Here is a 24,766-nt window from a genome sequence, read left to right as displayed (position 1 = left end):
TCGCCCGGGGCATCAGCGCCGGGGCGCCGAACGGAATGGGGGTGCCGGCCGCGCCCGTACTCACTCGGGCCGCCGGCTCTCGCTGTTCTCTCGGGCACCTGCGAGTGGCCCGCGCCGAGGATGCACACCCCGGCAGGAAGGCCTCAGCTCTGAGCCGGAGCCGGGAAGCTGCCAGTGATCAGGGCCTGCGACCGCTTCACGGCCAGCGCCAGGCGCTTCTCAGCCCGGGCCGTGAGCATGTTGCGGATGAAGTTGTCCCGGTCCTCGCTGGAGACGAGCACCTCGGCATCCATCCGATCGAAGATCTGGGCGGCCACCGCGAACGAGCCGACGAGGAACCGGCCCTCCGGCATCACTGGCGTCACGGCGGTCGGCAGGCCCCACACCCGGCGCAGCTGCTCCGGCCCGAAGGGGCCGCTGCCGATGTACTGGCCGGTGGTGTCCTTCATCGCCACCATGCGGATCCAGTCCATCGTGTTGAGCACCATGCCGGTGGCCGGCAGTAGGGACTTCTCGGCCTGCCCGATCGCCATCAGCAGGGTGTCGGCCCGCGTGGGGCTCGCGATACCCGTGAGCAGGGCCGTGTCGAAGGCGGTCGCCTGCGGCAGCAGACCGAGCAGGTTCTGGCCGGTGCCGTCACCGAGCAGAAGCTGACGCTCCTCGGCCTCGTCCAGGCCATAGACGAGCTCGCCGTCGAGGGTGGAGCGCAGCGCCGGCACGTCGTCGAAGAGTTGCCGCGAGATCGGGATCCAGTGCGCGATCGTGCGCACCGCGGCCTCGGCCTCCTCGTAGCTGATCACCGATTCCGGCTTCAGCGCGCCCTCGGCCACGGTCGCCGCGTTGTTGGTCCTCACGGTCTGCCGGACAAACTGGACGAGATTGCTCTCGGTCTCCCCGGGGGAGAGCAGTCCTCGAACCGTCATCGGCCGCTGGGGCAGCGCCACGATGCCCGGCTGACGGGCCGGGGTGACGAGGGCGCCACCGGAGCCGGTCGCCGATGTCAGGGCCTTCACCTCGACGCGGGCGGTGCCGCGCAGGCCGCCGGAGACGAAGCCCTTGAAACCCTCGCTCTCGGTGAGCTTGTTGCCCCAGCTCTCGTCCTGCGGTGCGGTGCCGCCCGGACCGCTGCGGCGCGCCAGCTTCTGCTCGACGTCGAGGAGCCGGGAGTCCTGCTCCTCGATCCGCTGCTTGGACTTCTCGGCGAAGCCCTTCACCTCGCCGAGGATCCGGGACATCTCTCCCTGGATCTGCGCGAGGCCGGGATCGGCACCGCCGCCGCCCGCATCCTTGCGGCCGTACTCGCGATGCGCGGCGGTGAGACCGAACGAGGCGGCCACGAGATCGACGGGCGACAGGCCGCCCAGATGGGTTGCGTGATGCGCCAGCGTCGCCGCGTGGGCGTTGGGCACGGCGAGGAGGACGAGGCAGGCGATCGCCAGCCCGGCAAGTGCGAAGTGTCGGGAGGTGTTTCGGGTGAACATGCGGTTCTCACGGACGATCCTGCCCGTGCCGGACAGGTTCAACTCGGGAAGCCAGAGGATCAGGGCGTGCCCATCAGCCTTCCAGCGCGACAAAACGAGGGCTCACGCCCGTCGAGTTCTGCCCTTCACCAAGCCCGGACTCACTCCGGTAACCGGAAGGTCTGCCCGCATCCACGCCAGTCTCACACCGGCCCTTCACGCGAGGATCGCATCGCACCGCGATAGACGATGGCTAAATTTCTACGGCGCGCGATCGGTTCCGTCAATGTCGCGGCGGCGACGCCTCTCCGGCTGCGGACAGTAGCGCGGCGCCGGCGGCGTAGAGTTTCGATCCGGCTCGGATCTGCCCCTCGATGCTGACCGCCAGGGCGCCGCCGACAGCGAGCGCAGCCTCGGCTACGTCGAGCGGATCGGCGCCGTCAGCGATCATCCTTCGGAAAACATCCCGCATCTCGCGATGTAGGGGCATGTCGGACAGGTCCTCGGTCAGCATCGGGATCTCCTAATCAAGACATCGGCTTGAGAATGGTAGGTAATTGATCAGTTTTTCACTTCGGCGATCAGACCTAAGTCGAGGGCTAGGCGGCGGCTAAGTGCGACGCTGGCTTCAAGAGACCGGAGAGTCGACAGATAGTCTTTCAGGAAACCTTTGGTGCGCTCCTTCTCGGCGATGTCAGCTAGATACTCGATGCGGGACCGCGACTGCACGTAGTCGGCAAGGAGATCCGATTTGGTCGCGGGAAATGCCCCATCCTGAAGCTGAACTGCTCCTATCAAACGACGAAAGGCATACTTTTCCCGCCTGGAAAGGTGCGAAGGTGCCTCGATCTGAGTTGATGCACTCATGCTAAGCCTCTGGAATTCATAGCGATTGTTTGCTGGGGGGCGTCGCAAGATCGACCGCCTTTGAACTTTGAGGTGTTTCGGCCGCCTCAGCGAAAATTCCGACGCCGGAAATTTTTTGCGCGGATGAGATCCCATCCGGTCGCCAACCCCTAGGCTGGCGAGTTTCGACCCGCCCTACCCATCCGGAACGCGAGCGTCGGCGAGGATCACCATCCGGCATCTCCCGGTTCGGCGTTGAGGTCGATCTGCTGAGGTGTGAGACGAACTCTGTTTGCCGAAGCCGCAGCTTCCACGATCCTCAACCGGTCCTCAGCATCCCTGCGATCGGCCGCCAAGCGACCAGCTATGCGCGCCGTTGAGCGGTAGCTGTCCTGCACAGCGCTGCAGGCCTTCAGCACTTCGGCGATCTCGGGCGCGAACACCGACTCACGCCGCAGCCGCTGGCATGCGCTGACTACGACGCACGGTGGGTAGCCGAGATCGGCGAGGTCGAAGGTGAGCGCCTCGACGTATGTCGCCATGTTCGCGGGCTGCCGGATGCGGCTGTCGACGAGAACCGCGACCGACATCGCGTTGACGCTGCGACTGGGCTTGGTGTCGAGAGCCTGATTCAGGGCGTTGGCCAGGCCGAGCAGCTCGGGAATGCTGGGGACTTCGCGTAGGGCCAGCTCGATGTCCCGCAACCCGCTCGCGGTCTGGAGCGAGCGGCGATCGAACTGCGCCTTGAACGCTGCCGCAACCGCCGGGCCGTGTTCGCGGACCAACCGCTCCGGCTCCAGATGGCGCGCGACGTTCGGCAGGCGCGGGCGCTGAGGCTGTGTCGCGGGAAGTTCACTCATCGTCGTGCATCCTGTGCGCGAGGTAGGCGAAGGCGCTGGATTCAGGGGCGCGTCCGTTGGCGGTCGTCTTCCTCGGCGCTGCCGGCTCGTCGGCCCAGTGACCGCCGTTCAGCCACGTGGTCGGGACCTTCGTGAACTTCGGATCCTGGCCGCCCCGGGCTTCGGCGTAGCGCTGGGCCCCGGCGATCAACTCCTCGACCGTGGCTTGCCGGTTTTTCAGGACCCGATCGAAAGCCTTCCGGGCTGCGATCTTTCCATCGCGCCGCGGGTACGTCTCCCACCACTCGTCGAAGGCTGAGGGGGTAGGGGGAGACTCTTCCCTGTTTCCTTTCCCTGTATCTTTCCCTGAGTTGGGTGTCTCGCCAGACACTGGGGGGAGTGTCTCACCAGACACTCCGGGGGTGTCTCGCGGGACACCGGGGGGAGTGTCTGACGAGACACCGGGGGGAGTGTCTCCCTGTGCACCGGGGGGGAGTGTCTCACCAGACACTGGGGGGAGTGTCTCGCCGTGCACCGGGGGGGCCTCGTCGGACCGGTCGAAATTGATCCGGAATCCGTTCGTCACGAACCCCTGTGCCGCGGCCGGATCGCCACCTTTCACGCGGTTCACGGCTAGCCATCCGCGGGCCTCGAGGTCCTGCACGGCCCTGATCACGGCCCGCCGCTGAAGCGCGATGCCATCCGCGACCGTCTGATAGGACGGCGAGCAGCGGCCGGACTGCGCGCTATGGTGATAGAGCAGCCGCGCCGCCACCAGCTTCGCCGTCGCGGGTAGAGCAGCGTCCGCGAGGATGGCCTGCAGCAGCTGCCATTTCTGGAGGAGCGTCACGGCTGCCATCGATCAGGCCTCCTGCACCATGCGGTCCACGGCGAGGAGCTCGTCGGCAATCTCGATTGCGCGCAGCGCTTCCTCGGTGGTGCAATCGGGCCATGTGCGCCAGATCCAATGCACCGTGCCCCGGGTGCTCATCAGCTCTGGCGGATTCTCGATCAGGACGCGGGCGATGATGGGGGCGAGGTCGCGGCGGATCATGCCCGGCCTCCTCGGAGGAAGGCCCGCGCCTCGGCGCGCTCGGCGACCACGGTCAACACCATGCCGCGGCAGTCGAGGACGGCCGTCAGGGCGCTTGCCAGAGTTCGGTGTTCGGCCCTATCCCTGCGCACGGTTTCTTTGCGGGAGCCGATCTTCTCAGCGCCGTTCCGGGATCCGACTCCCGGGGCGGCGTTCTCGTTGTTCGGCTTCAGCAGGCCCGGATTTTGGTTTGCAACAGGGGTGCTAACCCCTTGATCCATAACAGGCTGCCGAGTGCCCGGTTTGCAGAGATCTTGAATGTTTCCAGCGCCCGGCCCCAATCTACGAATCTGGGGGTCAGAGGTTCGAATCCTTTCGGGCGCGCCATTCAAATCACGTGCTTAGCGGATGCCGGGGCAATGCCCTTTCCCGCTGACGACTATCGGACGACCCACCCACGCAGTCTCTGAACTCGCGACGAGAGCGTGTTTGGTCCCGGCTTTTGGTGGAGCGGGTCGAGCCTGAAGTGCTCTGATTCTGCGGCCCAGGCTTTGCTGACAGCCTCGCAGCTCGACCGACAGCACGGTCGAATGCCGCTCCTTCGGCCTAGTACGCTGATCGAGGACGGACGTGCGCGTCTTCCACTTCGCCACGGATTTCAGGTTGATGCCGTAGCGCTCGGCCAGCGTTCGATCTGGCGCAGCTTCAGCACCACCTGCTCCGCACTCGTCTTCTGACCTCGCCGCATGTCCGACGCCTTCGGGCCCAACTGATCCTCTCAATCAGCCCGGTCCAAAGCCGGCCGGTCAGGTCAGATTCGGAGCGACGCGCTTGGTGTGCCGTCCGCGATGAGAACAGGTCGCGGGCGCGAGCCTCGCCGCCCTCACGGATTCATCGGCGCGGCGTCCGAGGCTACGCGTACACGCGAAAGTAATCGACGCGCATATGGGTGAGTTTCTGCGCTTCGGTCAGTTGAGGGGCCGGGACATCCGTCCGCAACGCCAATGTGAGGAGCGGCCAGAAGACGTCGCCGGCTTGTTCCATCTCCGACGCGCGGGTGAGTGTCCAGATATTGAGCTGGTTCGTTTTAGGATTGATGATTGGTTTGCGCTCAAAATAAGGAATGCATTGACCGTCCTGGATCAGCACGCCGTACCGGCAGTACTGTTCGGTCATGTCGACGGGCGTGGGAACGCCGGTGCCTTCGTTGTGCTCACCGGGCTGCCCCCATTCGTGCAGGTACGCGCCGTAGAGCTTCGGCTCGAAACCCTTGTGCTCGACGATATCGACCTCTATGCTCCGTTTGGCATTGGTGATGCCCTCTCGGTTGAGGAGCCAGAAGGCTGGCCACGTGAGCGGATGCCGCGGGAATCTCATCCGCGCTTCGAGATAGCCTTGGCGCCAGCCGACCGATACGACACCGCTGCGGCTGCCGGTTTGCAAATTTCCGGAAATCCACTGATAGTCGGATGTGTTGTTTCCATAGTAATTCACGACGCTCATCTTGCGTCCGATGTATTTCGCGGAAATCTGGAGGGCCGTGCCGCCCGTGGCCTCCGCATCCGCGACGATCACGTAGGGTTTGAAGCCTTCCGCCCCGGCAAGGGGAGCGAAGGCGGAACGGCCGTAGAAACCGGACGGCCCTGTCGTGGCCTTCGGTCCGCCATTCCAGATCCGTCCGTTGATCTCCGCGAAGGGCTCATCGAAGACGAGCGTGCGGCCCTGCGTCGGATCCACGGAGGCGTCGATCGCCGCGCTCGAGTGGCTGGTCGGCAGCAGGGACGCGGCCGCGCAGATCGGTAGATCCCGGAAGCACGATTTCAGCAGATCGCGGCGTACCCAGCGAGGTTTCGTCATGGCTCAGGCTCCGAGTTCCGGCGTGGCAAGTGAGAGAGAACTTCGCGGCACGAACCTCCCTTTCGCGGCGACGCCATGATCTGGGACGTGCCGGTGCCCGGCGGCGCGCCGCTGTGGTGAGGCTGACGGCCTTCAGGACCGGTTTCGCTCCCGTGTTTCCGCTCGCAGGATGTCCAGCGCCATGGCGCGGGCCCTGGCCATTCCGTAGCGGTGTCGATACCCGGCCTGCCGCAGACGATCGTTCGGGAACCGCATCCTCCAGAGAGGATTGCGCAAGGGCAGCGTCCGGTTGCGCAGGAAATCGTGGAGCCAGTCGACGAGGGCCGGCATCGGGATGACCCGGAAGCGGGGATCGCGGCTTATCGCGAACGCCCGCCGCATGAAGTCGCCGATCCGCGCATCGCGCGCCTCGTGATCGGAGAGATTGAAGACCTGGACCTCGCCCGCCGGCCAAGCCCCGGTCAGGGACCGCGTCATCGTCCAGATCGCCGCGTCCGTGACGTCCCGGACGTAGACGTGATGGGAGGGCCGATGCGCTGCGAAGAGGCGCTTCGAGAGGCTCCAGTCGCGCAAGCCGATGAGATTATAGAGATCGACGACCACCGTCGGGCGCAGGATCACGTAGGGAAGGGTCGAGGCGATCCGCCTGATGGCCTCTTCGCCGGCGAGCTTCGTTCGACCGTAGGCGCGAACGTAGTCCAGGGCCCAGTATTCGGATTTGACGTCGACGCTGCTGGTGAGAACCGGCGCCGTCTCCGTCATGGTGCGCGCGCGGCCGCTGCCATACACGGAGACGGTGCTCATGTAGCAGAAGGCCCGGACGCCGTCCCGCTCGGCGGCTTCGGCCAGTCGCCGCGTCGCCTCGACATTGATGGCCTGCATCCGATCCTGCTTCCCGAGCTCGGCGGCGAGATGCATGACGGCCGCGCAGCCGTGGACGAGGCCGGCGTAATCCTGATCCGCCGCGAAGTCGAAGGTCCGCCACTCGACCCGACCCGTGCGCGGCTGCGCCTCGGTCAGGGGCTGGGACGTGACGGCCCTGACCGCGTAGCCGCGTTCCTGCAGGTCCTCCACCAGGATGCGGCCGATCCGCCCCGTCGCCCCCGTCACGAGGACGCGGAGATCGCCCGGGACGGGCGGAGACGTTCGGAGGTCGGAGACCACGGTGTCGCGCTGTTCCCGGACCTTCAGCAGGTCGGCGAGGCGGATCGCCAGAGCGACGATCATCTGCGTGGGATTGCAGTGGCCTCCTGTCGGGAACACCGAACTTCCCGTGACGAACAGGCCGTCGATCCCGTGAACCTGGCCGCGCGCATCGACGACGCCCCTGGTAGCATCGTCGGACATGCGGGTGGTGCCGGTCGGGTGGGCGACATCGACGAAGCTGAGCGGGATCGGCGCCTCTTCGCGCACCCAGTCTGCCAGCTCGGGCACCGGCAGGCCCAGGCGGGCGAACTCGGAGACGACGAGCCGCGCCGTCTCGCGCATCGTGCGGCCTTCATCTTCGTGACTGCGCCAGTCGATCAGGGGCAGCCGGCTGCCCAGGTGATCCCGCTGATCGGAGAGCATGACCCGGCTCTCGGGATCCGGCCGCTGCTCGACCATGCATTCGAGGCTCAGCTCGGACAGCTTCCGCGGAAAGCCGTTGCGCGCGATGAAATGGTCCCGGCAGCCGCGCAGGAGCAGCGGCAGGTTCGACGTCAGCGTCAGGATGTCCTTCGCCCGCGGCTTGCCGACCAGGATCCTCCGGATCGCGTCGCCCGGGTCGTCGGGGGCGAGCGTCTCCCCGAGCCAGACCGCGCTGTTCAGGAGCTGGCGGCTTCGCTGGACGTCCGGGCTCAGGCGGAGCCCGCCCCGGAACAGCCGATCCTCGATGGTGTAGCGGCCGAACCGCCGCTGCAGCGCGCGCGATCGGTGAGGGTCGAAATGCGCGACCGGCCCGCGCAGGTGATCCATCAGGTAGCGACCCACGCGGTCGAACCTGTTGCCGAGGCCGCCCGGGACCTGATGATCGGAGGCGAGGAGGAGCCGCGCATTCTCGATCCCGCCGGCACACAGGACGACATGGCGGGCCGGCAGCTTGACGATCGCGCCGTCGGGCGCCGCGACTTGGACGCCCTGTACCCTGTCGCCCGTCCCGTTCACGTCGATCGCGACGACGGTCGCGCCGCTGATCAACGTGACGTTCGGGCCCAACTTCTCGTCCAGTTTCCGCCCGAAGCGCGTGTACTCGAACGGATAGGATTCCGCGTCGTCGCGGCTGAACTGCCAGAAGAAGGGCAGGAGCATCCGAGGATCCGGCTCGGACCAGGCCGGCTGCGAACCGAACAGGTCCCAGAAGCGCGCGTCGCTGAAATGGTTGCCGTAGGCGAGCCCGAGATACTTGGCCGTCCGCTCGAGATAAGGATCGAGCGCGTCGCGCTGGAACGGCCACCCACTCTCCGGGACCCAGGCACGCTGCTCGAAGTCGATCGTGTCGAAAGGGGCGCACCGGCCGCCCCACGTGTGCGAGCTACCACCCACGATCCGGTTCCGGACGGCCCACTGGGTCGCGCGCGGCCGGCCGACATTCACGATGGCGTCCAGCGCGTCCGCGCTCTCCATCCGGTCGAGGCCGCCGCTCTCCAGCAGCACGACCCTCAGGCCGCCGCCGGACAGCTCGCGCGCCAAGGTGCTCCCGGCCGGGCCCGTCCCGACAATGCAGACATCGCAAGCCGCATCCAGAAGACCCTCGATTTCACGTGCGGCACGCAGCTGGATCACGGTGGGCGGCTCCCGGGCTCATTCCATCGAGACTACCGTCGCGCACTTATTGCCGAAGCGCGGACGTGGACGATCGACGCGTTGAGGAGGCATGAATATGCTCAGTGTCCACTTGCCATGACGCCGGATCGTCAGTGATTCTTCGGGCACGACGCGGATATGGACCAGCGATAGATCCGTCGACGAGCGGGCGCGACGGTTGCGCGCGGTCGTGAGGACGGCGATCCATGACGCTCCGCGGCGCGGTCCGGACGTTGTCGGCCGGTGGTGCGGCTCTCCCGTGCGACGCGCGCCTATCGCCCCGTACCGGCCGGCCGGCGCATCGCGGCTGCGAACCCTGACGCGCTCGGCGGGCCGCCGCGTCGATGCTGCTTCCGCGGCGCGCGCGACGACTTAGAGCCGTGCCCGATCGCGTTGCAATCGGGCACGGCTCTAGACCTTTGTCTCGACGCGCTCTCTTACGCCGAACCGGTATCCACTTCGGCGGAGAGCGCTCTAGGGTCGAGGTGGAGGATGGGCCGGGCCGCTGCGCGACCGGGGGCTGGCCGAGGTTCAGCATGCCGATTGCCGGATCGCGTCGGCGTGAATGTGCACGATCCTCTCGGCACTGTACTGGTCGATGTGATGCTTCCTGAATTGCGAAAACGATCTCTCCAGGATTATATTGTCGCAGTAATACTCCATGGATTCTATGAGCGCCTCCTCGTCGTCGGGTGAGATCAGGCGCCCGAGACGTCGGTCGACCAGGATGTCGCTGGGGCCGAATTCGCAGTCGGTGGATATGACGGGCAGTCCGCATCGGAGGGCTTCGCAGATCGCCAGCGACCAGCCCTCCCATCGAGACGTCGCGACGAAGACATCACTCGCGAAGAGCGCCCGTTGCGGGTTGTCCGGGGAGTGGACGAGCCGGACGACCTCGGACAGGCCGAGCGCCTGAATCTGGTCCGCCAGCGCCGCTTTGTCGGATCCGTGGCCGACCAAGTTGAGCCGCACGTTCCTGCGCCGCTCGTACAATCGCGCGAACGCGCGCACCAGCAGGTCCTGACCCTTCTGGAAGGCGTAGCGTCCGACATTCACGAAGGTGATGACGGCGGGGTCGGGCCGGATGTCGGCGTCCGACGCTTCGAAGTGCCTGACCGGGTTGGGAACCCAGTACATTGGCCGTCTGCAGTTGAAATCGGCCTCGAACGCCCGGAGCTGCCGCGGCGACGTGCCGAAAACGGAAGCGATCCGCGGGAGGATGTAATGCTTCAGGAGGAAGAATTTGACCTTCGATTTCAGGCTGGCGGATTCGCGCCGCGGGTTGCCGTGCAGGTGCATCGTGATCCGCTGCGGGATGCCCAACCGGGCGAGCCAGAAGATGACGGTCGGCTCGATCTGCGGGACGATGACCAGATCGTAGCGGCCTCCTTTGCTGACATCCCTGAAGATCCGCAGGAGGTGCAGGCGCGATGTGACCGGCCGGAAGACGCTTCTGTAAGGCCGCGGTTCCGCCGGGTAGTCCGCGTGCTGCGTGACTCGCAGCACGTCGACGGCGAACTCGGTGCCGCACTTCTGCGCGAGTTCCCCGCCGATCGTGTCGACCACTCGCTCGATGCCGGCGAAGACGGAAGACCCCGGCTGTAGATAGAGGATCTGGACCTTCTCACGATCTCCGGCCGCCATCCCAACCAACTCCTTCCGTTCGAAGCTCCGGCGATCCGGGCGCGGGCCCGTCGACGATGCCGGAGTCCGACTCACGCGCGATTGAGGACGGCGCCGATCACGTTCGCGCCGGCACCGATCAGGCCGTTCACCGCGTCCGACAGCTCGTCGACGGTCGTCCGCCCGGCCTCGGCGACGATCACCACGACATCCGCTCGACGGGCCGCGACCCGGGACTCGGCCGAGACGGAGAGCGGCGGCAGGTCGAGGATGACGTAGCCCCCCCGGCGCATCTGGTCGATGACGCTCTGGAAGACCGAGGAGCTGAGGGAGATGCCGGTGCCGACCGCCGTGTACGGCGACCGCGACGGCAGGACCGAGACGCCCCCGAAATCCACGAACTTGGCGAGGGCCAGATGGCTCGGATTGATGATCAGGTCGGCGAGACTCGCGCCGACCCCGGCCTTGGAGTCCGGGGTCAGGAAGAAGGTGCCGGCGCCGTGGATGTTCGTGTCGATCAGCCGGGCGGTCCGGCCACCTTCCTGCAGCAGGCGCGCCAAGCTCAGGCCGATCAGGGTCGTGCCGGTGCGCGGGGTGCAGCCGACCAGGGCGATGACACAGTCGGAATCGTGTCCGCGCGCGGAGAGGGCCAGCTGGATCGACGTCCGAAGGTCGCGGACGCCCGTGGAGAATTTGACGTTGAGGAACCACGGCGCGTTGACGTTGCGCAGATCCACGGTCTCGCGGCGCCCCTCGGCCGTCTTGCGCAGGACCTCGGGCATCACGGCGAGGCAGGGGATGCCGGCCCTCTGGACGAGATCCTGCGGCGTCCGGATCCGGCGGTCGAAGGCCTGCAGCAGCGCCACGGCCAGGAAGCCGCCGACGAGGCCGATCATCGCGCCGAGGCCGAGGATCAGGGTCTTCCGCGGGGCCGAGGGTTTGAGGGGCTGCAGCGCCGCGCCGATCACCCGCGCGTCGGCATCGGGCGTCGGCGCGTCCGGCAGCGTGCCCTCGGTGACGGCCGCCGCGGCGGACCGCGCCTGGGAGGCGAGGGCATTGACGCGACCCTGGAGGAACTCGGCGCCGTTCTTGGCCGCATCGGCCTTGGCAGCGATGGATTGCAGGAGATAGGCCGAGACGGCCGCGTTCGCGACGCGCCGCGCCAGGTTCGGGTCTCTGGACGTGTACGAGACCTCGACAACGTACGACTGTCCGACCCGCCTGACGGTAAATCGCTCGGCGAAGTTCTCGAACTTCCTCTGCTGCAGGATGGCTGCCGTCGACGGCGGGGCGGTCCGCAGCCCCGACAATTCGGACGCGCCCGGGCCCGGCTCCTTCGGGCTCTCGGCTTCCGGAGGACCGAATTCCGGATTGTTCGCCAGCTGGAGACTGTTGAACACGTTCGCCAGCAGCCGTTCCGAGCGGAGGACCTGGAGCTCACTCTCGGCCCGGCCCACATCGAGGCTCGGCATCAGGGCGCCATCGGAGGAGCCCGACCCCACCGGGCGCCGCGGCTCGAGCAGCAGCACAGCGGTCGCCGTGTAGAAGGGGGTCGCGGTCACCGTGTAGAGCGCCGCGCAGCCGATGCAGAAGACCACCCAGACGGCCACCGCCAGTTTGTGCCGGCGGGCCGCCTTGAGGGCCGCCGAGATGACGGCCAGCGGGCCGTCCTGCACGCCGATGGAGGTCGTCTCCGGAAAATGGGAGACCGATTGGGACTGGTCCGGCGGGATCCGGTTGGTGTTGTGGATGTTCATCTCACACTTTCCGTCGGATCTTCAGGGCCCGCTCGGGCTCCAGCCGTCCCAGGAGCACGTCCGCGGCGCCGCGCAGATTGCCGCGCAGCCGGCCGCGCCGGTCGATGAACGGCTCGGGGGCCGCGAAGCGCGTCACGTTGCTGAGAACGTTGCGGGTAATCTGGCCGAAGACTTGAGACAGGGTCATCGTGCCCTTGCGCAGCATGTATAGCGGGTTGACAATCTGCGAATAGCCGAGCCGATCGCCGGAGATGCGGCCGCCTTTCACACCCATATGGACGCCGCGGGCCTCCATGCATTTGACGAGCCGGCCGCCTCGGGCCGCCAGGGCCGCGCCGAAATCGCGGTCCTCGAGCCAGCCGTACAGGACGAGCCGCTCGTCGAAGCGCAGCGTGCCGATGGCCGAGCGGCGGAACGCCATGTTGCAGCCGTACGGGCTGAAGGCCTCGATGGGCGCCGCCGGCTCGACCGGAGCCAGCGCGGCGAGCATCCGGTCGACCTCGGTGAAGCGCAGTCCGGGCCCCTTGATGCCGTCCGCGACGACGTCGCCCGTCAGGCCGACGATGTCCGGCTCGTCTTCGAAGCGCTGCGCGGCTGCCGCGAGCCAGCCGGCCTCGGGGACGAAGTCATCGTCGAAGAAGACCACGATATCGATCGCCTCGGGCAGCGCGGCGAGGGCGGCATTTCTCTGAGTGGCGAGGCCGGGACGCCCCGTGACCACCGTCACGCCGGGCCACGCGGCCGCCTCGCCGGCATCGTCCGGGGTGACGCAGGAGATCAGGATGGCGGCGGGCTTCAGGGTCTGCCGATCCAGGATCCGCCGCAGCGTGCCGGTCACCACCTCGGGACGGCCCAGCGTCGCGATGGCGACGGCGATGCTGGGCGGAGATGGCGGTGCCGCGGATCGCGCGGCAGGGCGCGCGGCGGGGCGCGCGGTCGGCCGCACCTTCGGCGCCCGCATGAGATCGAGGTAGCCCTGCGCCGAAGCCTCCCACGAGAAGAGGGCGGCCTGATCGCGACCGCGGCCGATCAGGTCCGATCGCAGGTCCGGGCTCGCGGCCAGGGCACGGATCTGGTCGAGCCAGCGTTCCGGCCGGTCCGGCGGAGCGAGCAGGGCCGCCGACCCGCAGATCTCCGGCAAACTCGCGCGGTCGGTCGAGACGACGGGGCAGCCGCGTGCCATCGCCTCCAGCGCCGGAAGCCCGAACCCCTCCGTGAGGGAGGGGAAGGCCAGGCACAGGGCGCGCTCCATCAGGTAGGCGAGGTCGTGGTCGGTGACGAAGCCGAGGTGGCGGACATTCTCGCCGCGCCGCAGGTCCTCGGCGGCGTAGATGGTCGCCTGGCCGCCCGCCACCACGAGGTCGAGCCCGAGTTCGCCCAAGGCGGGCGCCAGTTTGAGCAGCAGATCGAGGTTCTTGTGGCGGGCGCGGGACCCGAGGGCCAGCACGAAGGGGCGCTCCAGGCCGTCGGCGTCCCGGTCCAGGGCCGCCGGCGCCCGGACGGCCTGTCGCGGATCCCAGGCGTGCACGTGCTCGTGCCCGTTCGGGAGCACGACGATGTCGGAGGCTCTCACCGAGAGATGGTTGGCGATCTGTCCGGCCGAGAAGCTCGAGACGGTGGCGATCCGCGCGGCACGGCGCGCCAGAAGCGGCTGGAGCGTCCTGTAGAAGGTCCGGAACGACGCGCTGTAGCTCTCCGGCGCGTTGAACACGTTCGCGTCGTGGATGCAGACGACCTGATCGGCCTTCAGCGCGGGGGCGGTGTTGCAGAGGTTGAGCAATCGGCCGGGCCAGGCGCGCGGCAGGACGAATTGCTCCCAGGCATGCCCACCCGCCGGTCCGACGGTGCGGAGCGGCGTGCCTGCGAGACGGGGATCCTGCGCGTCCGGCACGGACAGCAAGGGGACGCTCTCGCCCCCAGCGGCCAGGGCCGCGCTCAGCGCCCGGGTGACGTTCATCGCGTAGCGCTGAACCCCGGTCATCGGCTGGGTGAGGAACCGACCGTTGATTCCGAACGATCCGACTGCCGTCATGCTGTCGCTCTACTCCTGTCGGAGCCCCGATTCGCGGATCGAATACGAGAACAAGAGTGTTCCACCTTTCGCGTGAGCGGCGCGGTCGGGCCCGCGATCCCAGGAACCGGGATCGCGCATGACCCCGCGCGTGCGCAGAATTCGCGTACGTAATAGAGGCAAAAATCCGGGACGCTAATTATTTTATAGGCAGCATTCTGATTCTCGACAGGAAAATCCAAGTTCAGTAGCCGAGGCCCGAACGCTGCATTCGACGACACGGAGAGACCTCAGTTCGCGCCAGAGGCCTGCCGGCGCCACAGGGGCGGCTCCGCGCGCGCCTCGGGCGCGGGCTCGCGGCGGCGGACGAGACGGGACGTGGCCTCCCTTCGAAGGGCGCGACCGGCGTAGACGGCCTCGATCACGGGAAGCAGGAACCGGCCCGCGCGCGGGAAGAAGCGGAGAAGCGCGCCCTCGCGCCAGAGACTGTCGCGGATCTGCTGCGCGGGTCGGGCCGGCCGCGGTGTGGCGTACTGCGCGCTCAGCTCGACGCGTCCGAAATCGCGGGATCTGCCGCCGAGACTCAAGGTCGAGACGGTCCGGTCATCCGGCCAGATGATTGCCTTCTTCAGGGCCGCCCACGCCCGCGCCGCGTCGTCCGGGATCGCCGCGACGCTCTCGGAGCGAAGATCGTCGATGTGGGCCAGGACGCCGGTGAAGAGGTCCGGCCGCGTCGATGCGATCCGCGCCTCCCAGCCGTCGTCCTGAAGATTGGCCCGCGGCGGCGATCCCGGGACGGCCTGGGCGAAGGTGCGGACGCTCGGCAGGTCCGGTTCCAGGCAGGCCTCGATCAGGTGCCAGAAGCGCAGCACCGACGTGCGCGCGTCCCAGGGCTTGTACCAGTCGCTCTCGACACTCAGGCCGAACGTGCGGCGGAAATGCGGTGTGGCGAGGCGCTTGTAGTTGCAGCGGGCGAGCTGGAGCCCTGACCACGTCCGCTCCGGCAGGCCCTCCTGAAGCATGCGGACCGTGCTGCCGTAGAGCCCGGTATCGACCAGCACGCAGTGGCGCGCCGGGCCGGCGCAGGCCTCGAGATGCGCGCGGAAACGGGCATCCTGTTGGGCGACCGCGGCGTGAAGGCGGGCCACGCCGGGCTGGTTGCCGGACAGCAGCGCGGTGAAAGCCCCCTCCTCGAAGGGCTCATCCCAGGACGCCGGAAGGGCCAGATCGTCGCGTTGCGCCAGCGCCGCCGCGATCTCCGCCATCGACCGGCCGCTGAACTCCCGACCGAGTTCGGAGAGCATGCCGGGGCTCGGCGGATCGAAGGCGGTGCGGGCGGCCACGAGGCGCGAGACCATCAGGGCCGCGCGCGGGAGGTTCTGCGGCAGGCCGGTTCGCTGGAGGAAGCGCTCGTAGACGAGTTGCAGGCGCAGGCCACCCCGGGCGCAGAACAGGAGGACGGTCCTGTCCGGCGCGAGGAAGCGTTCCGCGAGCCAGAGGCGTAGGCAGAACTCGGCGAGGATCGGGCCCAGCACGCGCTGGCCGAACGCGACCGCGTCGTCGCCCGCGGGGCCGCGTGCGGCGTCGGTCGCGCTCACGGCCCGATCCTCCTGGCCCCGCTCCGGGCGGCACCGATCCAGTGCCGGTGCATCACGCGAGCGCGGACGGCATCGAGGCGGCGACGCAGCACCACGTGGCGCGGCCGGAGCAGTTGTGCCGTCCTCAGGCCCGCGGCGGCGGCCATCGTCACGTCCGCCAGCGTGTCATCGCCGAGGTGGAGGATCTCGGCGGGGGGCACTTTCTCGCTCCGGAGAACGACATCGAAGAGCGCCCGTGTCCGCTTGGTCGCGTCGTGGTCGGCACTGGTGTAGATGCGCGCGATGGGATGGTCGGGAGCCAGCGCATTCAGCAGCTGCGCGATGGTCTCGCCGCGGTGGTACGTATCGCTCACCGCGATGATCCTACCCCCGGCCCGCGCCCGGCCCCTCAGCCACGTCATCAGCCGGGTGTTCGCGCGCAACTGCGCGCGTTCGACCGTGATCTCGGCCCGATACAGGATATCCGCGGCCCGATCATCGAGACCGAGGACGCGCGTCATGGCCGCGAGCATGTCGGCGAAGCGCACGTCGCCCGAGGGATTGGCCAAGTCGAGCGCCCGGTAGGCCGCTCGCTGCACCTCCAGGCGCGCGGCGTAGATCGCGCCCGGTCGGCGCACCACGCCGTGCTCCGCCGCGAGCAGCTGCGACGCGACGGCCGCGATCTCGTGGAAGCGGTAGCGCTCGGACCGGTGATCGCGCAGGAGCAGCGTGTCGAAGACGTCGCAGGATACGATACGGGCTGCCGTCTCGGGTAGGTGCATGATGGCTAGATCTCTCCCGATCGATGGCGATCGAACCTGATGTCTGCCCGCCGGGCCGCGTCCGGCGGATCCCTTCTGCAATGACGGTGCCGTATCGGCACCACGCTGCGCGCGATGTCCATCCTCCAACGAGTATAGCAACAATCTGTCCCGTCCGACATCAATGAAGGCGTGCTGCTACGGCCATAAGCATTGACGAGGCGACCGCGCACCCCCGAAAAGGCGGGTTGATCGGCCCGACCGAGGGGGAATCTCCGGGAAAGGGGGCCTTAGTGGAGCTTGGCGGCGCCCAACAAGACCGCCGTTCGGAGTAGGTCCGGGGGATCAAAGGTACGACCGCCCGCGCTGGGAGGGCGGGCCGGCGCCGTAGGCCGCGACGGATCGACCGACAGGCTCAACGTGCCTGGATGTCACCTTGATCTCGCGCCTCATGCGAGGCTCAACACGTCCCCAGAGCTCCGAGTCGGGCCGGAAGGTGACGATCATCGATCGATTCCCGATCACGGAGTGTTGATTTTTGTCTCCGAGCCAACGTGAAGTGCGCAGAGCGTCAGCGATTAAACTACCAATTGGACTTGGATTTTTGCTGCGGCTTCAGATGTCGATTGTGGATTTCGGTGGGATACCGTGCTAGCCACATCCTGTCGGGCGCCGGAGACCGTGAGATACGGGCGCGCTGAACGACGAGCGTGAAAGACATTTGTCGTGGTCACGGATCCCAAGCTCGCAGTCATCATTACCTGTTACAACTACGAAAATTTTGTCGGTCGAGCAATTCAAAGCGTTGTTGGGCAAGGCAATGACTCTTGTGAGATCGTCGTGATAGACGATGGATCGACGGATGACTCGTGGTCGATTATCCAGCGGTCCGGTGTCGCGGCGTTCCGGATCCCGAACGGCGGTCAGAGGGCGGCTTGCCTGTACGGATTGGCCAAGGCCCGGGCCCCGTTTCTGCTCTTTCTCGACGCGGACGACGAGCTTCTGCCGGGTGCTCTCGACCGTATTCTCGCGGAACTAGATCCGACTGTCGCCAAACTTCAGTTCTGTCTGAGGTGCGTCGACTCGACCGGGACGATCCTGGCGGACCCATACCCCGCTCTCGGCGCGTTCCGCGGGCAGGACAGGACTGTCAACGACATCTTGCGCTCAGGCGTCTACCAGACGCCGCCCACGTCCGGGAATGTCTTCCGCCGCGATGTCTGCGATCTGCTCCATCAATGCGCGTACGACCAAGCTGTCGATGGCGTGATTCTGTTGGCTGCCCCGTTCATGGGCGAGATCGTCAGTCTTTCCGAAAGTCTCGGGCTCTACCGTGTCCATGGCCGCAATGACTCGGGTCTGGGCCGCGTCCCGCAGGCGGCCACCGTCGAGCGGGATCTCCAGCGTTTCCAGTCACGTCTGAGGCATCTGCGCGGTCTTCTTCACGACTGGCGTCCCGGAGTCTCCCTCGTCGAGCCAGAGCAGACATACTATTTTCGGTTCCTCGAGTTCTGCCTGGCGATCCTCCGGGGTGTCCGGTACGGTGGCAGGCCGTTCCTGGGCCTGATCAGATCTGTCCTGATCGAGCCGCGTTCCCTGAAATGGAAAATGGCGAATGCGCTCTTCGTAGTCGCGACGTTTCTCGCGCCCGTTCGGTGTGCGCAGGCGTTGCTCGCCTTCCGCTTCTCGCCCAAGCGCCGGCCGGTCCGACAGATCCTGCGCGCCACGATCGGTGCGGGGCATTGTTGAAAATCAGTAGTGCGCCGGATTTTTCTGTTGCGCCCGGTCGCGCTTTTACACCTAGATGGCTCCGGAATATGTGGCGGCTCTCCTGTTCGGCCAGGGTCGTATCTCCCGCCTAATCGGCGCCGCGGCTTGCATGGAGTCCAGCGCAGGCCGGGGCTCGGATCCGACACGAGCGCTCGTAAGTCATGCGTATCCTCCATCTGCTGAATCACACGCGCCGACTGAACGGCCATGTCCACGCGGCCGTCGATCTCGCGTGCCAACAGGCGCAGGCCGGACACCGGGTCGCGATAGCCAGTCAGGGTGGGGATTTCGATGCGCTGCTCCGGTCCAACGGCGTCGAGTCGATCTTCGCGAGCCACGCGCGCACGCCGGCCCGGATCCTGACGTCGTTCCTCGGATGTGGCGGTGTGCTCCGGCGTTGGCGTCCCGATGTCGTCCACGCCCATATGATGACCAGCGCCGTGCTGGCTTGGCCGACCTGCAAGCTGCTGCGCGTTCCCCTCGTGACGACCGTCCACAATGAGTTCGAGAAGGGTGCCGTCCTCATGGGCCTTGGGACCAGGGTCATCGCTGTGAGCGGCGCGGTCGCTGCGGCAATGCGGAAGCGCGGCATCGCGGCTTCCCGCATCGACGTCGTGCTCAACGGGACCATCGGCTCAGCCCGCATGCGCGGTCGGTCCGAGGAACCGCAGGCTCTGGATCATCCCGCCATCGTCTTCGTCGGAGGCCTGCATCCCCGGAAGGGATTGCCCAATCTGCTTCAGGCCTTCGACAAGGCGTTCCCCCACAATCGCGCCATGCGGCTCTACGTCGTCGGCGGCGGTCCTCACCGGGACGCCTATGAGCAGACCGCGCGCGCGCTGGCCTGCGCGGATGCCATTACCTTCGCCGGGCCGCGGGACGATCCGTACCGCTGGATGCTGGGCGCCGACATCTTCGTGCTCCCGTCCCACGCCGATCCGGCACCGCTCGTGCTCTCCGAAGCCCGGGAGGCGGGCTGCGCGATCGTGGGCACCGACGTCGACGGGATTCCCGAGCTGCTCGACGGGGGAAGGGCGGGCATTCTGGTCCCGGCAAACGATCCGGACAAGCTTGCGCAGGCGCTGATCACGCTCACGACCGATCCGAGCGCCCTGGGCGCTTTGAGAGCGAAGAGCCAGATCAACCTGGATCACCTGCGGATCGCACGGGTGGCCGACGAGACCTTAACCGTCTATCGGCGCGCTGCCGGCCTCGCGGGGTGATGCGCGTCCCGGTGCGCGGAAGCCGGACACGGCTCCCACAACGCACCGCGGGCGCGGCTCGATCGCAAGCTGACCAAATTAGCTAGATTGATGCCGCCGCCGGATGCTGGTTCAGGACTGCCTTGCAGAGCGTGTCAGGATCGGAATCGCCATGTTGCTCAGATCCGGATCCGTGTCGTGACCACGAGGCACGACGTCGTTCCGGGCCGGTGTGGCGCCGGTCAGTCCTCCGTGGGACACGTTCATGCTCGCCTCTAAGACGCTGCGCGGCGCCGGATGGAGTGTCGCCGCGCGGATCTCCGCGCGCGCGATCGATCTCGGCACGCTGCTCGTCCTCGCACGGATCCTGTCGCCCGCCGATTTCGGCCTGACGGCCATCGCCGCGTCCCTGATCTCGATCGTCGAGATGATCCTCGAGATCCCGCTGGTTCAGGCCCTGTTGCGTCTGCAGAAGATCGAGAAGTCGCATCTGGATACTGCATTCACGCTGGGCCTTCTTCGGGGCGGAGTCATCGCCGTTCTGATGATGGCCGCCGCTTGGCCGGTCGCCCACATCTACGACGACGTCCGACTGATCCCCATCACGCTCGCGCTCGCGTCGGCGCCGATCGCGCGAAGCCTCTACAGCCCGGCCATGGTACACCTGTTCCGCAAGATCGACTTCCGTGCGTCGTTTCTCGCGGATTTTTCCGGAAAAGTGGCCGCGGCCCTGATCTCGATCGGGTCTCTCTACTTGGGAGCCGGCTACTGGGCCCTGGTGATCAACCCAGCTGCATCCGCGATCCTGCCGACCATCCTGTCCTACGTGCTGGCGCCTTACCGACCGGGGCTCTCCCTGGCGCGGCTGAGTGCCTTCTCGGCGTTCACAGGCTGGTTCACATCCTCACAGATCCTCGCTGCCTTCAGTTGGCAGTTCGATCGCATGTTCCTCGGTTACCACGTCGACAAGGCCGTACTCGGCCGCTACGGGGTGGCGAGCGATTTCTCCGTCCTCCCGACTCAGAGCGTCATCGGTCCGGCTATGCGGCCGGTCATGGCCGCGTTCGCGACGATGGCCGATGACCGCCTCCGCTTACGAGCCGCCTTCCTCAAGGCGGCTCGACTCACGATGATCATCGCGCTCCCGGCTGGCGTGGGCATCGCACTGACCGCCGACCAGATCGTGAGCGTCATCCTCGGTGCGCAATGGATTTCCGCGGCGCCCTATCTGCGATGGCTGTCGCTGGCCGTCATGTTCACCGCCTATTACCAACCTGTCTCAACGCTCTGCCTCGCGATGGACGAGCCGAACGTGATGCTCAAGATCACGCTCCTCGAATCGGTGGCGAAGGTCTTGAGCATGACACTGGGATTCTATCTCGGCGGCGTGATGATGATGATCTACGCGCGCCTTGCCACGGCCCTGTTTCACTTCCTGATCAGCGCGATCTACGCGCGGCGTCTCGTCGGTGCCGGTGTGGCGGGGCAGATCCGTAATCTCTGGCAGATTGCCCTCTCGTGCGCGGCGATGGCGGCCGCCGTCCTCGCGCTGCGGGCCGCCTTGAGCCGCCTGGATATCGGCTCGGCCGGGCTTCTCGCGGCCCTGATCCTCGGCGGCGCGGCGGCTTACGGCGTGAGCATGCTGCTGCTCGGCTTTCGCCTGAGGACCCTGCGTCCATGAGGCCGGTCGCGCGAGGGCCAGCGGCGAAGAACGCAGAACTTACAGCCGCCAGCGGGCTGATCCACGAGATTGCGGAGGGTACAATTTTGGCCGCGCTCACTTCGACGGCTCGGATGAGCAGCGGCCGCAAGACAGACCTCGGGTCGTTAAATCTTGGCTAACTTGGCGGCGTCTGCTACCTTTCGATGTGGCCCTCGGGATTCTGTGCTGCGGATACCGTAGGGCGATCGCAGCGCGCAGACTTATACTCAAGATTTGGCTCTGGTCGGAGAGAATTTGATGCGTCTGCGTCTAGTTGCGGCGGCGTGCGTCCTGCTGTTCGGCAGCCCGCACGCGAATGCGGCCGCCGACGAAGCCGGTCGATATCTGCTCGGCCCTCAGGATCATCTGACGATCCGCGTCTATGATTTGCGTCGCAACACCGGCGAAGCGTACTCGTGGACGGCACTGAACGGTCAGTTCGTCGTTGCGGCGGATGGAACCGTGTCCATGCCACTGATCGGCCAGATCAAGGCGGCGGGCGGCACGCCGATCGATCTCGCGAACGCCATCGGTGTCGCTCTGAAACAGGTCGCCGATCTCGCGGAGAAGCCCGCGGCATCGGTCGAAGTCGCGACCTACCGTCCCTTCTACATCATCGGTGCGGTCCAGCAGCCCGGCAAGTACGAGTATCAACCCGGCCTGACCGTACTACAGGCCGTCAGCACGGCTCAGGGACTGATGCGCGGCACCGACCCGCGCAGTATCCAGCGCGACGCGGTCACAACGCGCGGCGAGTTGCGAAATCTGGCCGCGGAGCGGGTCGCCTTGGCCGCCAAGCTGGCGCGTCTCGAAGCGGAGGTCGGCGGCGCGGAGACGATCGCGTTCGGCGGCGAGCTGAAAGGCACGGTGGACAGGATATACGCGGAGCAGGCCGTCCGCGGTGAGCAACTCCTGTTCGACACGCGTCGGAACGCGCTGAAGGCCGAGATCAAGTCGATTGAACAGTCGATCGCCAGCTTTCAAAATGAAATGAGCACGCTCGATAATAAGTCCAAAACGCTGGACCGCCAGATCGAGCTCAGTCGCGGTGAGCTCGGCCTGATCAACGATCTGGTCTCAAAGGGACTCACGATCGCGCCGCGCAAGCTGGCTGCGGAGCAGAGTCAGGCGTCGTTCGAGAGCAGCCGACTCGACGTGCAGGTCGCCATGCTGCGCGCTCAGCAGAGCCTCACGCGCGCCGAGCGCGACATCATCGACCTCAAGGCCCGGTTCCGCCGCGAAGCTCTGTCGGAGGCCGCGGATGCCCGTCAGAAGCTCGCCTCGATCGACGAGAAGGCGCGGACAGCCGAGCGGCTCGCGGCCGATGCCGAGTCTCAGATGGTCGGCAGCACCGACGACGCGGCAGAAGCCGTGAGCGCGCGCTACGAGATTACCCGGAAGCAGGGGGTGAAGGCGGGCACATGGCTCGCCTCCGAGGAGGCCGTCGTCGAGCCCGGCGACGTCGTGCGGGTGACGCTCGTGCGCCAGCCGGCCGACAAGGCCGGGGAGACGCGGCCGTCCCCGTCGCCGCGGCCCGGATCATCGGGCGCTCCGGTGAGCCGCGGTCCGGCCGCTTCGGATGCGCCACTGCGGCCAACCGAGAGTGCGAATCGCTGAGATGGTCGATGCGTGCGCGTCGCATCGATCCGGGCGGTGACCAGACGACGCGATCGCCCGATCCCCGCCCGGCACGACCGCCGGGGGTGCCGGTGCGTCGCCTGAGTGCCACCGCCGCTCCGCCGTCGATCATGCCTGGATCAGCCTGACATGAGCTTCGAACCAATAGGCGCCATCGCGGTCGTCATCGGCCTGTTCTGTCTGCTGTTCGGCAGGGAATCGGTGGTGATCGCCTTCGTGGTGTTCTGCAATCTCGGCTCGGCCGCGGCACTCCTGCTGGGCGGTGCCAACGTGCAGCCGGCGCATCTCTTCCTCGTGTTCCTGATGATCGCGACACTGTTCCATCGCAACATCTCGACACAGGTCCTGAGTTCGTTCCGCCTGCCTGAACCGGGTTTCTGGCTTCTCTGTCTCACTCTCTACGGGGTGGCGAGCAGCTACATCCTGCCGCGGCTCTTCGCAGGGCAGACCTATATCGTGCCGCTGGGAACGTCGTCACACCTGATCACGAGCGACGGCGTCGTTCCCCTGGGACCAGTATCCAGCAATTTCACGCAGCCGATCTATCTAATCGGTGATCTGGTCTGTTTCAGTATCATCACCGCTTTCGGATCCTCGAAGAACGGGATTGAGACGCTCGCGAAGGCGCTCATCCTCTACGCGGCTGCCAACATATGTTTCGGCATCATCGACGTCCTCACGGCGGCAACGGGCACGCAGGAGGCCCTGCAATTCATTCGCAACGCTCAGTACACGTTCCACGACGAGGAGAGTGTCGGCAGTATGCGGCGGATCATCGGGGCTTGGCCGGAGGCGTCGGCCTTCGCGGGAATGACACTGGGAGGTTGCGGGTTCACGGGCATGCTGTGGCTCTGTGGCCGCAAGCCCTTGGTGACGGGACCTCTGGCGTTGATCTCGCTGTTGTTCGTGATCCTGTCGACATCCTCGACCGGCCTGGTCGGCGCCGCGGTGCTGATCCCGATGCTCTACACGATCGCGTTGCTGCGATGCAGCACGCGTCGTCAGGACCGCTTCAGCGCCTGGCTGGTGGTCGCGGGTCCGTTGGTCGCCTGCGTCCTCGTGCTCCTGGCCTTCTCGGTCGGCGGCGTGGCTGAGCGCGTCTACGATTACGTCGATACGCTTGTCCTGAGCAAAGCCGAGACGAGTTCGGGTGTTCAGCGTTCGGCCTGGAACGCCTATGCGTGGCGGAACTTCATCGACTCGAACGGCCTGGGCGTCGGCCTCGGAACCAATCGCACATCGAGCTTTCCGCTCGCGGTGCTGTCGAATGTCGGGATTCCCGGAGCCGTCTTCTACGTGCTTTTCCTGGCGTCGGTGTTCGGATTTCGGCGCGGAGCGCCGCGGACCTACGCGAGCGACATCCGTGCTGCTGGCCGCGTCGCCTGCCTGTCCCTTCTCCCTGGCAGCCTCATCGCGGGCCCGACCGTCGATCAGGGCTTGATATTCTACATCTTCGCCGCCACCGCCTGCGCCTATCCCGCACGTCATCCAGTCGGGCGTATCGGTGTCTCCGCAACTCCGATCGAGCCGGCCGCGGTCGCGATACGGTCGCGGCTCGCCGAACCGGCTCGCCATTCGGCTCAGAACGTATCACTCGGCACGTGAGGGCAGCCCCGGAGGCCGATGGCCGGACCGGGGGCCGGGCGTTGCTGCCGTCCGGCACCGGGAGCTGCCGCTCCGTGTTCCGCTCCGGGAGCAAAACCACGGACCGAGCCGTCGCGCCGCGACGGCCGTGCAGGGAGCTCGGAAACGGCCCGGGGGCGCGGGGGACGCTCAAGGTATGCTGGGTGGATCCACTGCCTCGAAGCCATTGATCAAATGGCTCATGAGACATCTGTCGTTTTCGTTGTTGACTTTACCCTGCTGAAGGGCGGCCAATGCTGCCTCTGTCGGCCGCAAGGCGCGG

18 protein-coding genes are annotated in these 24,766 nt (G+C 66.8%); 5 read left to right on the top strand and 13 right to left on the bottom strand.

The window, feature by feature from the left end; translation table 11 throughout:
• Positions 1-143: 143 nt before the first annotated feature.
• The 13 genes from ACLBYG_RS15100 to ACLBYG_RS15040 form a co-directional block, all read right to left on the bottom strand.
• Positions 144-1,481, bottom strand: coding sequence for a phage major capsid protein (locus tag ACLBYG_RS15100; RefSeq protein ID WP_447681976.1), 1,338 nt, complete (start codon positions 1,479-1,481; stop codon positions 144-146).
• Between the two features lie 262 nt (positions 1,482-1,743).
• Entirely contained in the window at positions 1,744-1,974 is a 231-nt protein-coding gene (locus tag ACLBYG_RS15095; RefSeq protein ID WP_427508544.1) for a hypothetical protein, read from the bottom strand.
• Positions 1,975-2,021: 47 nt separating this feature from the next.
• Positions 2,022-2,327, bottom strand: a complete 306-nt coding sequence (locus ACLBYG_RS15090) for a hypothetical protein (RefSeq protein ID WP_447681975.1) — start codon at positions 2,325-2,327, stop codon at positions 2,022-2,024.
• Positions 2,328-2,533: 206 nt separating this feature from the next.
• Positions 2,534-3,166, bottom strand: a complete 633-nt coding sequence (locus ACLBYG_RS15085) for a hypothetical protein (protein WP_447681974.1) — start codon at positions 3,164-3,166, stop codon at positions 2,534-2,536.
• Positions 3,159-4,004 carry a hypothetical protein gene (locus tag ACLBYG_RS15080; RefSeq protein WP_447681973.1) on the bottom strand — a complete coding sequence of 282 codons (846 nt, stop codon included), beginning with the start codon at positions 4,002-4,004 and terminating at the stop codon, positions 3,159-3,161. The genes ACLBYG_RS15085 and ACLBYG_RS15080 overlap by 8 nt, the downstream gene beginning before the upstream one ends.
• Before the next feature lie 3 nt (positions 4,005-4,007).
• Positions 4,008-4,199, bottom strand: a complete 192-nt coding sequence (locus ACLBYG_RS15075) for a hypothetical protein (RefSeq protein WP_447681972.1) — start codon at positions 4,197-4,199, stop codon at positions 4,008-4,010.
• Positions 4,200-5,090: 891 nt separating this feature from the next.
• A complete protein-coding gene (locus ACLBYG_RS15070) occupies positions 5,091-6,035 on the bottom strand; it encodes a glycoside hydrolase family 16 protein (protein ID WP_447681971.1) in 945 nt (314 codons plus the stop codon).
• A gap of 132 nt (positions 6,036-6,167) precedes the next feature.
• Positions 6,168-8,798 (bottom strand): FAD-dependent oxidoreductase, encoded by a 2,631-nt coding sequence (locus ACLBYG_RS15065; protein ID WP_447681970.1) that lies wholly within the window; start codon positions 8,796-8,798, stop codon positions 6,168-6,170.
• Between the two features lie 552 nt (positions 8,799-9,350).
• Positions 9,351-10,463: a glycosyltransferase gene (locus ACLBYG_RS15060; RefSeq protein WP_447681969.1), complete on the bottom strand. Its 1,113-nt coding sequence runs from the start codon at positions 10,461-10,463 to the stop codon at positions 9,351-9,353.
• A gap of 71 nt (positions 10,464-10,534) precedes the next feature.
• The gene (locus ACLBYG_RS15055) at positions 10,535-12,199 is read right to left on the bottom strand and encodes a Wzz/FepE/Etk N-terminal domain-containing protein (RefSeq protein WP_091927908.1); all 1,665 of its coding nucleotides are present in this window, start codon (positions 12,197-12,199) and stop codon (positions 10,535-10,537) included.
• Position 12,200: 1 nt separating this feature from the next.
• A complete protein-coding gene (locus tag ACLBYG_RS15050; RefSeq protein WP_447681968.1) occupies positions 12,201-14,231 on the bottom strand; it encodes a glycosyltransferase in 2,031 nt (676 codons plus the stop codon).
• Between the two features lie 269 nt (positions 14,232-14,500).
• Positions 14,501-15,808, bottom strand: coding sequence for a glycosyltransferase (locus ACLBYG_RS15045; RefSeq protein WP_447681967.1), 1,308 nt, complete (start codon positions 15,806-15,808; stop codon positions 14,501-14,503).
• Positions 15,805-16,650: an HAD family hydrolase gene (locus ACLBYG_RS15040; protein ID WP_447681966.1), complete on the bottom strand. Its 846-nt coding sequence runs from the start codon at positions 16,648-16,650 to the stop codon at positions 15,805-15,807. The genes ACLBYG_RS15045 and ACLBYG_RS15040 overlap by 4 nt, the downstream gene beginning before the upstream one ends.
• Positions 16,651-17,274: 624 nt before the next feature.
• Here ACLBYG_RS15040 and ACLBYG_RS15035 point away from each other — a divergent pair.
• The 5 genes from ACLBYG_RS15035 (at position 17,275) to ACLBYG_RS15015 (ending at position 24,465) form a co-directional block, all read left to right on the top strand.
• Positions 17,275-18,297, top strand: coding sequence for a glycosyltransferase family 2 protein (locus ACLBYG_RS15035; RefSeq protein ID WP_447681965.1), 1,023 nt, complete (start codon positions 17,275-17,277; stop codon positions 18,295-18,297).
• Between the two features lie 182 nt (positions 18,298-18,479).
• Positions 18,480-19,541 (top strand): glycosyltransferase family 4 protein, encoded by a 1,062-nt coding sequence (locus ACLBYG_RS15030; RefSeq protein ID WP_447681964.1) that lies wholly within the window; start codon positions 18,480-18,482, stop codon positions 19,539-19,541.
• A 244-nt stretch (positions 19,542-19,785) separates the two neighbouring features.
• Positions 19,786-21,201 carry a lipopolysaccharide biosynthesis protein gene (locus tag ACLBYG_RS15025; RefSeq protein WP_056524853.1) on the top strand — a complete coding sequence of 472 codons (1,416 nt, stop codon included), beginning with the start codon at positions 19,786-19,788 and terminating at the stop codon, positions 21,199-21,201.
• 279 nt (positions 21,202-21,480) lie between these two features.
• Positions 21,481-22,839, top strand: coding sequence for a polysaccharide biosynthesis/export family protein (locus ACLBYG_RS15020; protein WP_091675635.1), 1,359 nt, complete (start codon positions 21,481-21,483; stop codon positions 22,837-22,839).
• A gap of 150 nt (positions 22,840-22,989) precedes the next feature.
• Complete coding sequence (locus tag ACLBYG_RS15015; protein ID WP_056524859.1) at positions 22,990-24,465, top strand: O-antigen ligase family protein; 1,476 nt, start codon at positions 22,990-22,992, stop codon at positions 24,463-24,465.
• The last annotated feature ends 301 nt before the right edge of the window (positions 24,466-24,766 follow it).

The organism is Methylobacterium sp. D53M (assembly GCF_053345625.1).
This window is presented reverse-complemented; position numbering and strand designations above follow the sequence as displayed.

What these genes read in the sequence shown, in the direction of transcription:
- ACLBYG_RS15025 (WP_056524853.1), top strand. Translation starts at nt 19,786, where the DNA reads ATGCTCGCCTCTAAGACGCTGCGCGGCGCCGGATGGAGTGTCGCCGCG.
- ACLBYG_RS15095 (WP_427508544.1), bottom strand. Translation starts at nt 1,974, where the DNA reads ATGCTGACCGAGGACCTGTCCGACATGCCCCTACATCGCGAGATGCGG.
- ACLBYG_RS15015 (WP_056524859.1), top strand. Translation starts at nt 22,990, where the DNA reads ATGAGCTTCGAACCAATAGGCGCCATCGCGGTCGTCATCGGCCTGTTC.
- ACLBYG_RS15060 (WP_447681969.1), bottom strand. Translation starts at nt 10,463, where the DNA reads ATGGCGGCCGGAGATCGTGAGAAGGTCCAGATCCTCTATCTACAGCCG.
- ACLBYG_RS15055 (WP_091927908.1), bottom strand. Translation starts at nt 12,199, where the DNA reads ATGAACATCCACAACACCAACCGGATCCCGCCGGACCAGTCCCAATCG.
- ACLBYG_RS15085 (WP_447681974.1), bottom strand. Translation starts at nt 3,166, where the DNA reads ATGAGTGAACTTCCCGCGACACAGCCTCAGCGCCCGCGCCTGCCGAAC.
- ACLBYG_RS15080 (WP_447681973.1), bottom strand. Translation starts at nt 4,004, where the DNA reads ATGGCAGCCGTGACGCTCCTCCAGAAATGGCAGCTGCTGCAGGCCATC.
- ACLBYG_RS15020 (WP_091675635.1), top strand. Translation starts at nt 21,481, where the DNA reads ATGCGTCTGCGTCTAGTTGCGGCGGCGTGCGTCCTGCTGTTCGGCAGC.
- ACLBYG_RS15050 (WP_447681968.1), bottom strand. Translation starts at nt 14,231, where the DNA reads ATGACGGCAGTCGGATCGTTCGGAATCAACGGTCGGTTCCTCACCCAG.
- ACLBYG_RS15090 (WP_447681975.1), bottom strand. Translation starts at nt 2,327, where the DNA reads ATGAGTGCATCAACTCAGATCGAGGCACCTTCGCACCTTTCCAGGCGG.
- ACLBYG_RS15070 (WP_447681971.1), bottom strand. Translation starts at nt 6,035, where the DNA reads ATGACGAAACCTCGCTGGGTACGCCGCGATCTGCTGAAATCGTGCTTC.
- ACLBYG_RS15030 (WP_447681964.1), top strand. Translation starts at nt 18,480, where the DNA reads ATGCGTATCCTCCATCTGCTGAATCACACGCGCCGACTGAACGGCCAT.
- ACLBYG_RS15100 (WP_447681976.1), bottom strand. Translation starts at nt 1,481, where the DNA reads ATGTTCACCCGAAACACCTCCCGACACTTCGCACTTGCCGGGCTGGCG.
- ACLBYG_RS15075 (WP_447681972.1), bottom strand. Translation starts at nt 4,199, where the DNA reads ATGATCCGCCGCGACCTCGCCCCCATCATCGCCCGCGTCCTGATCGAG.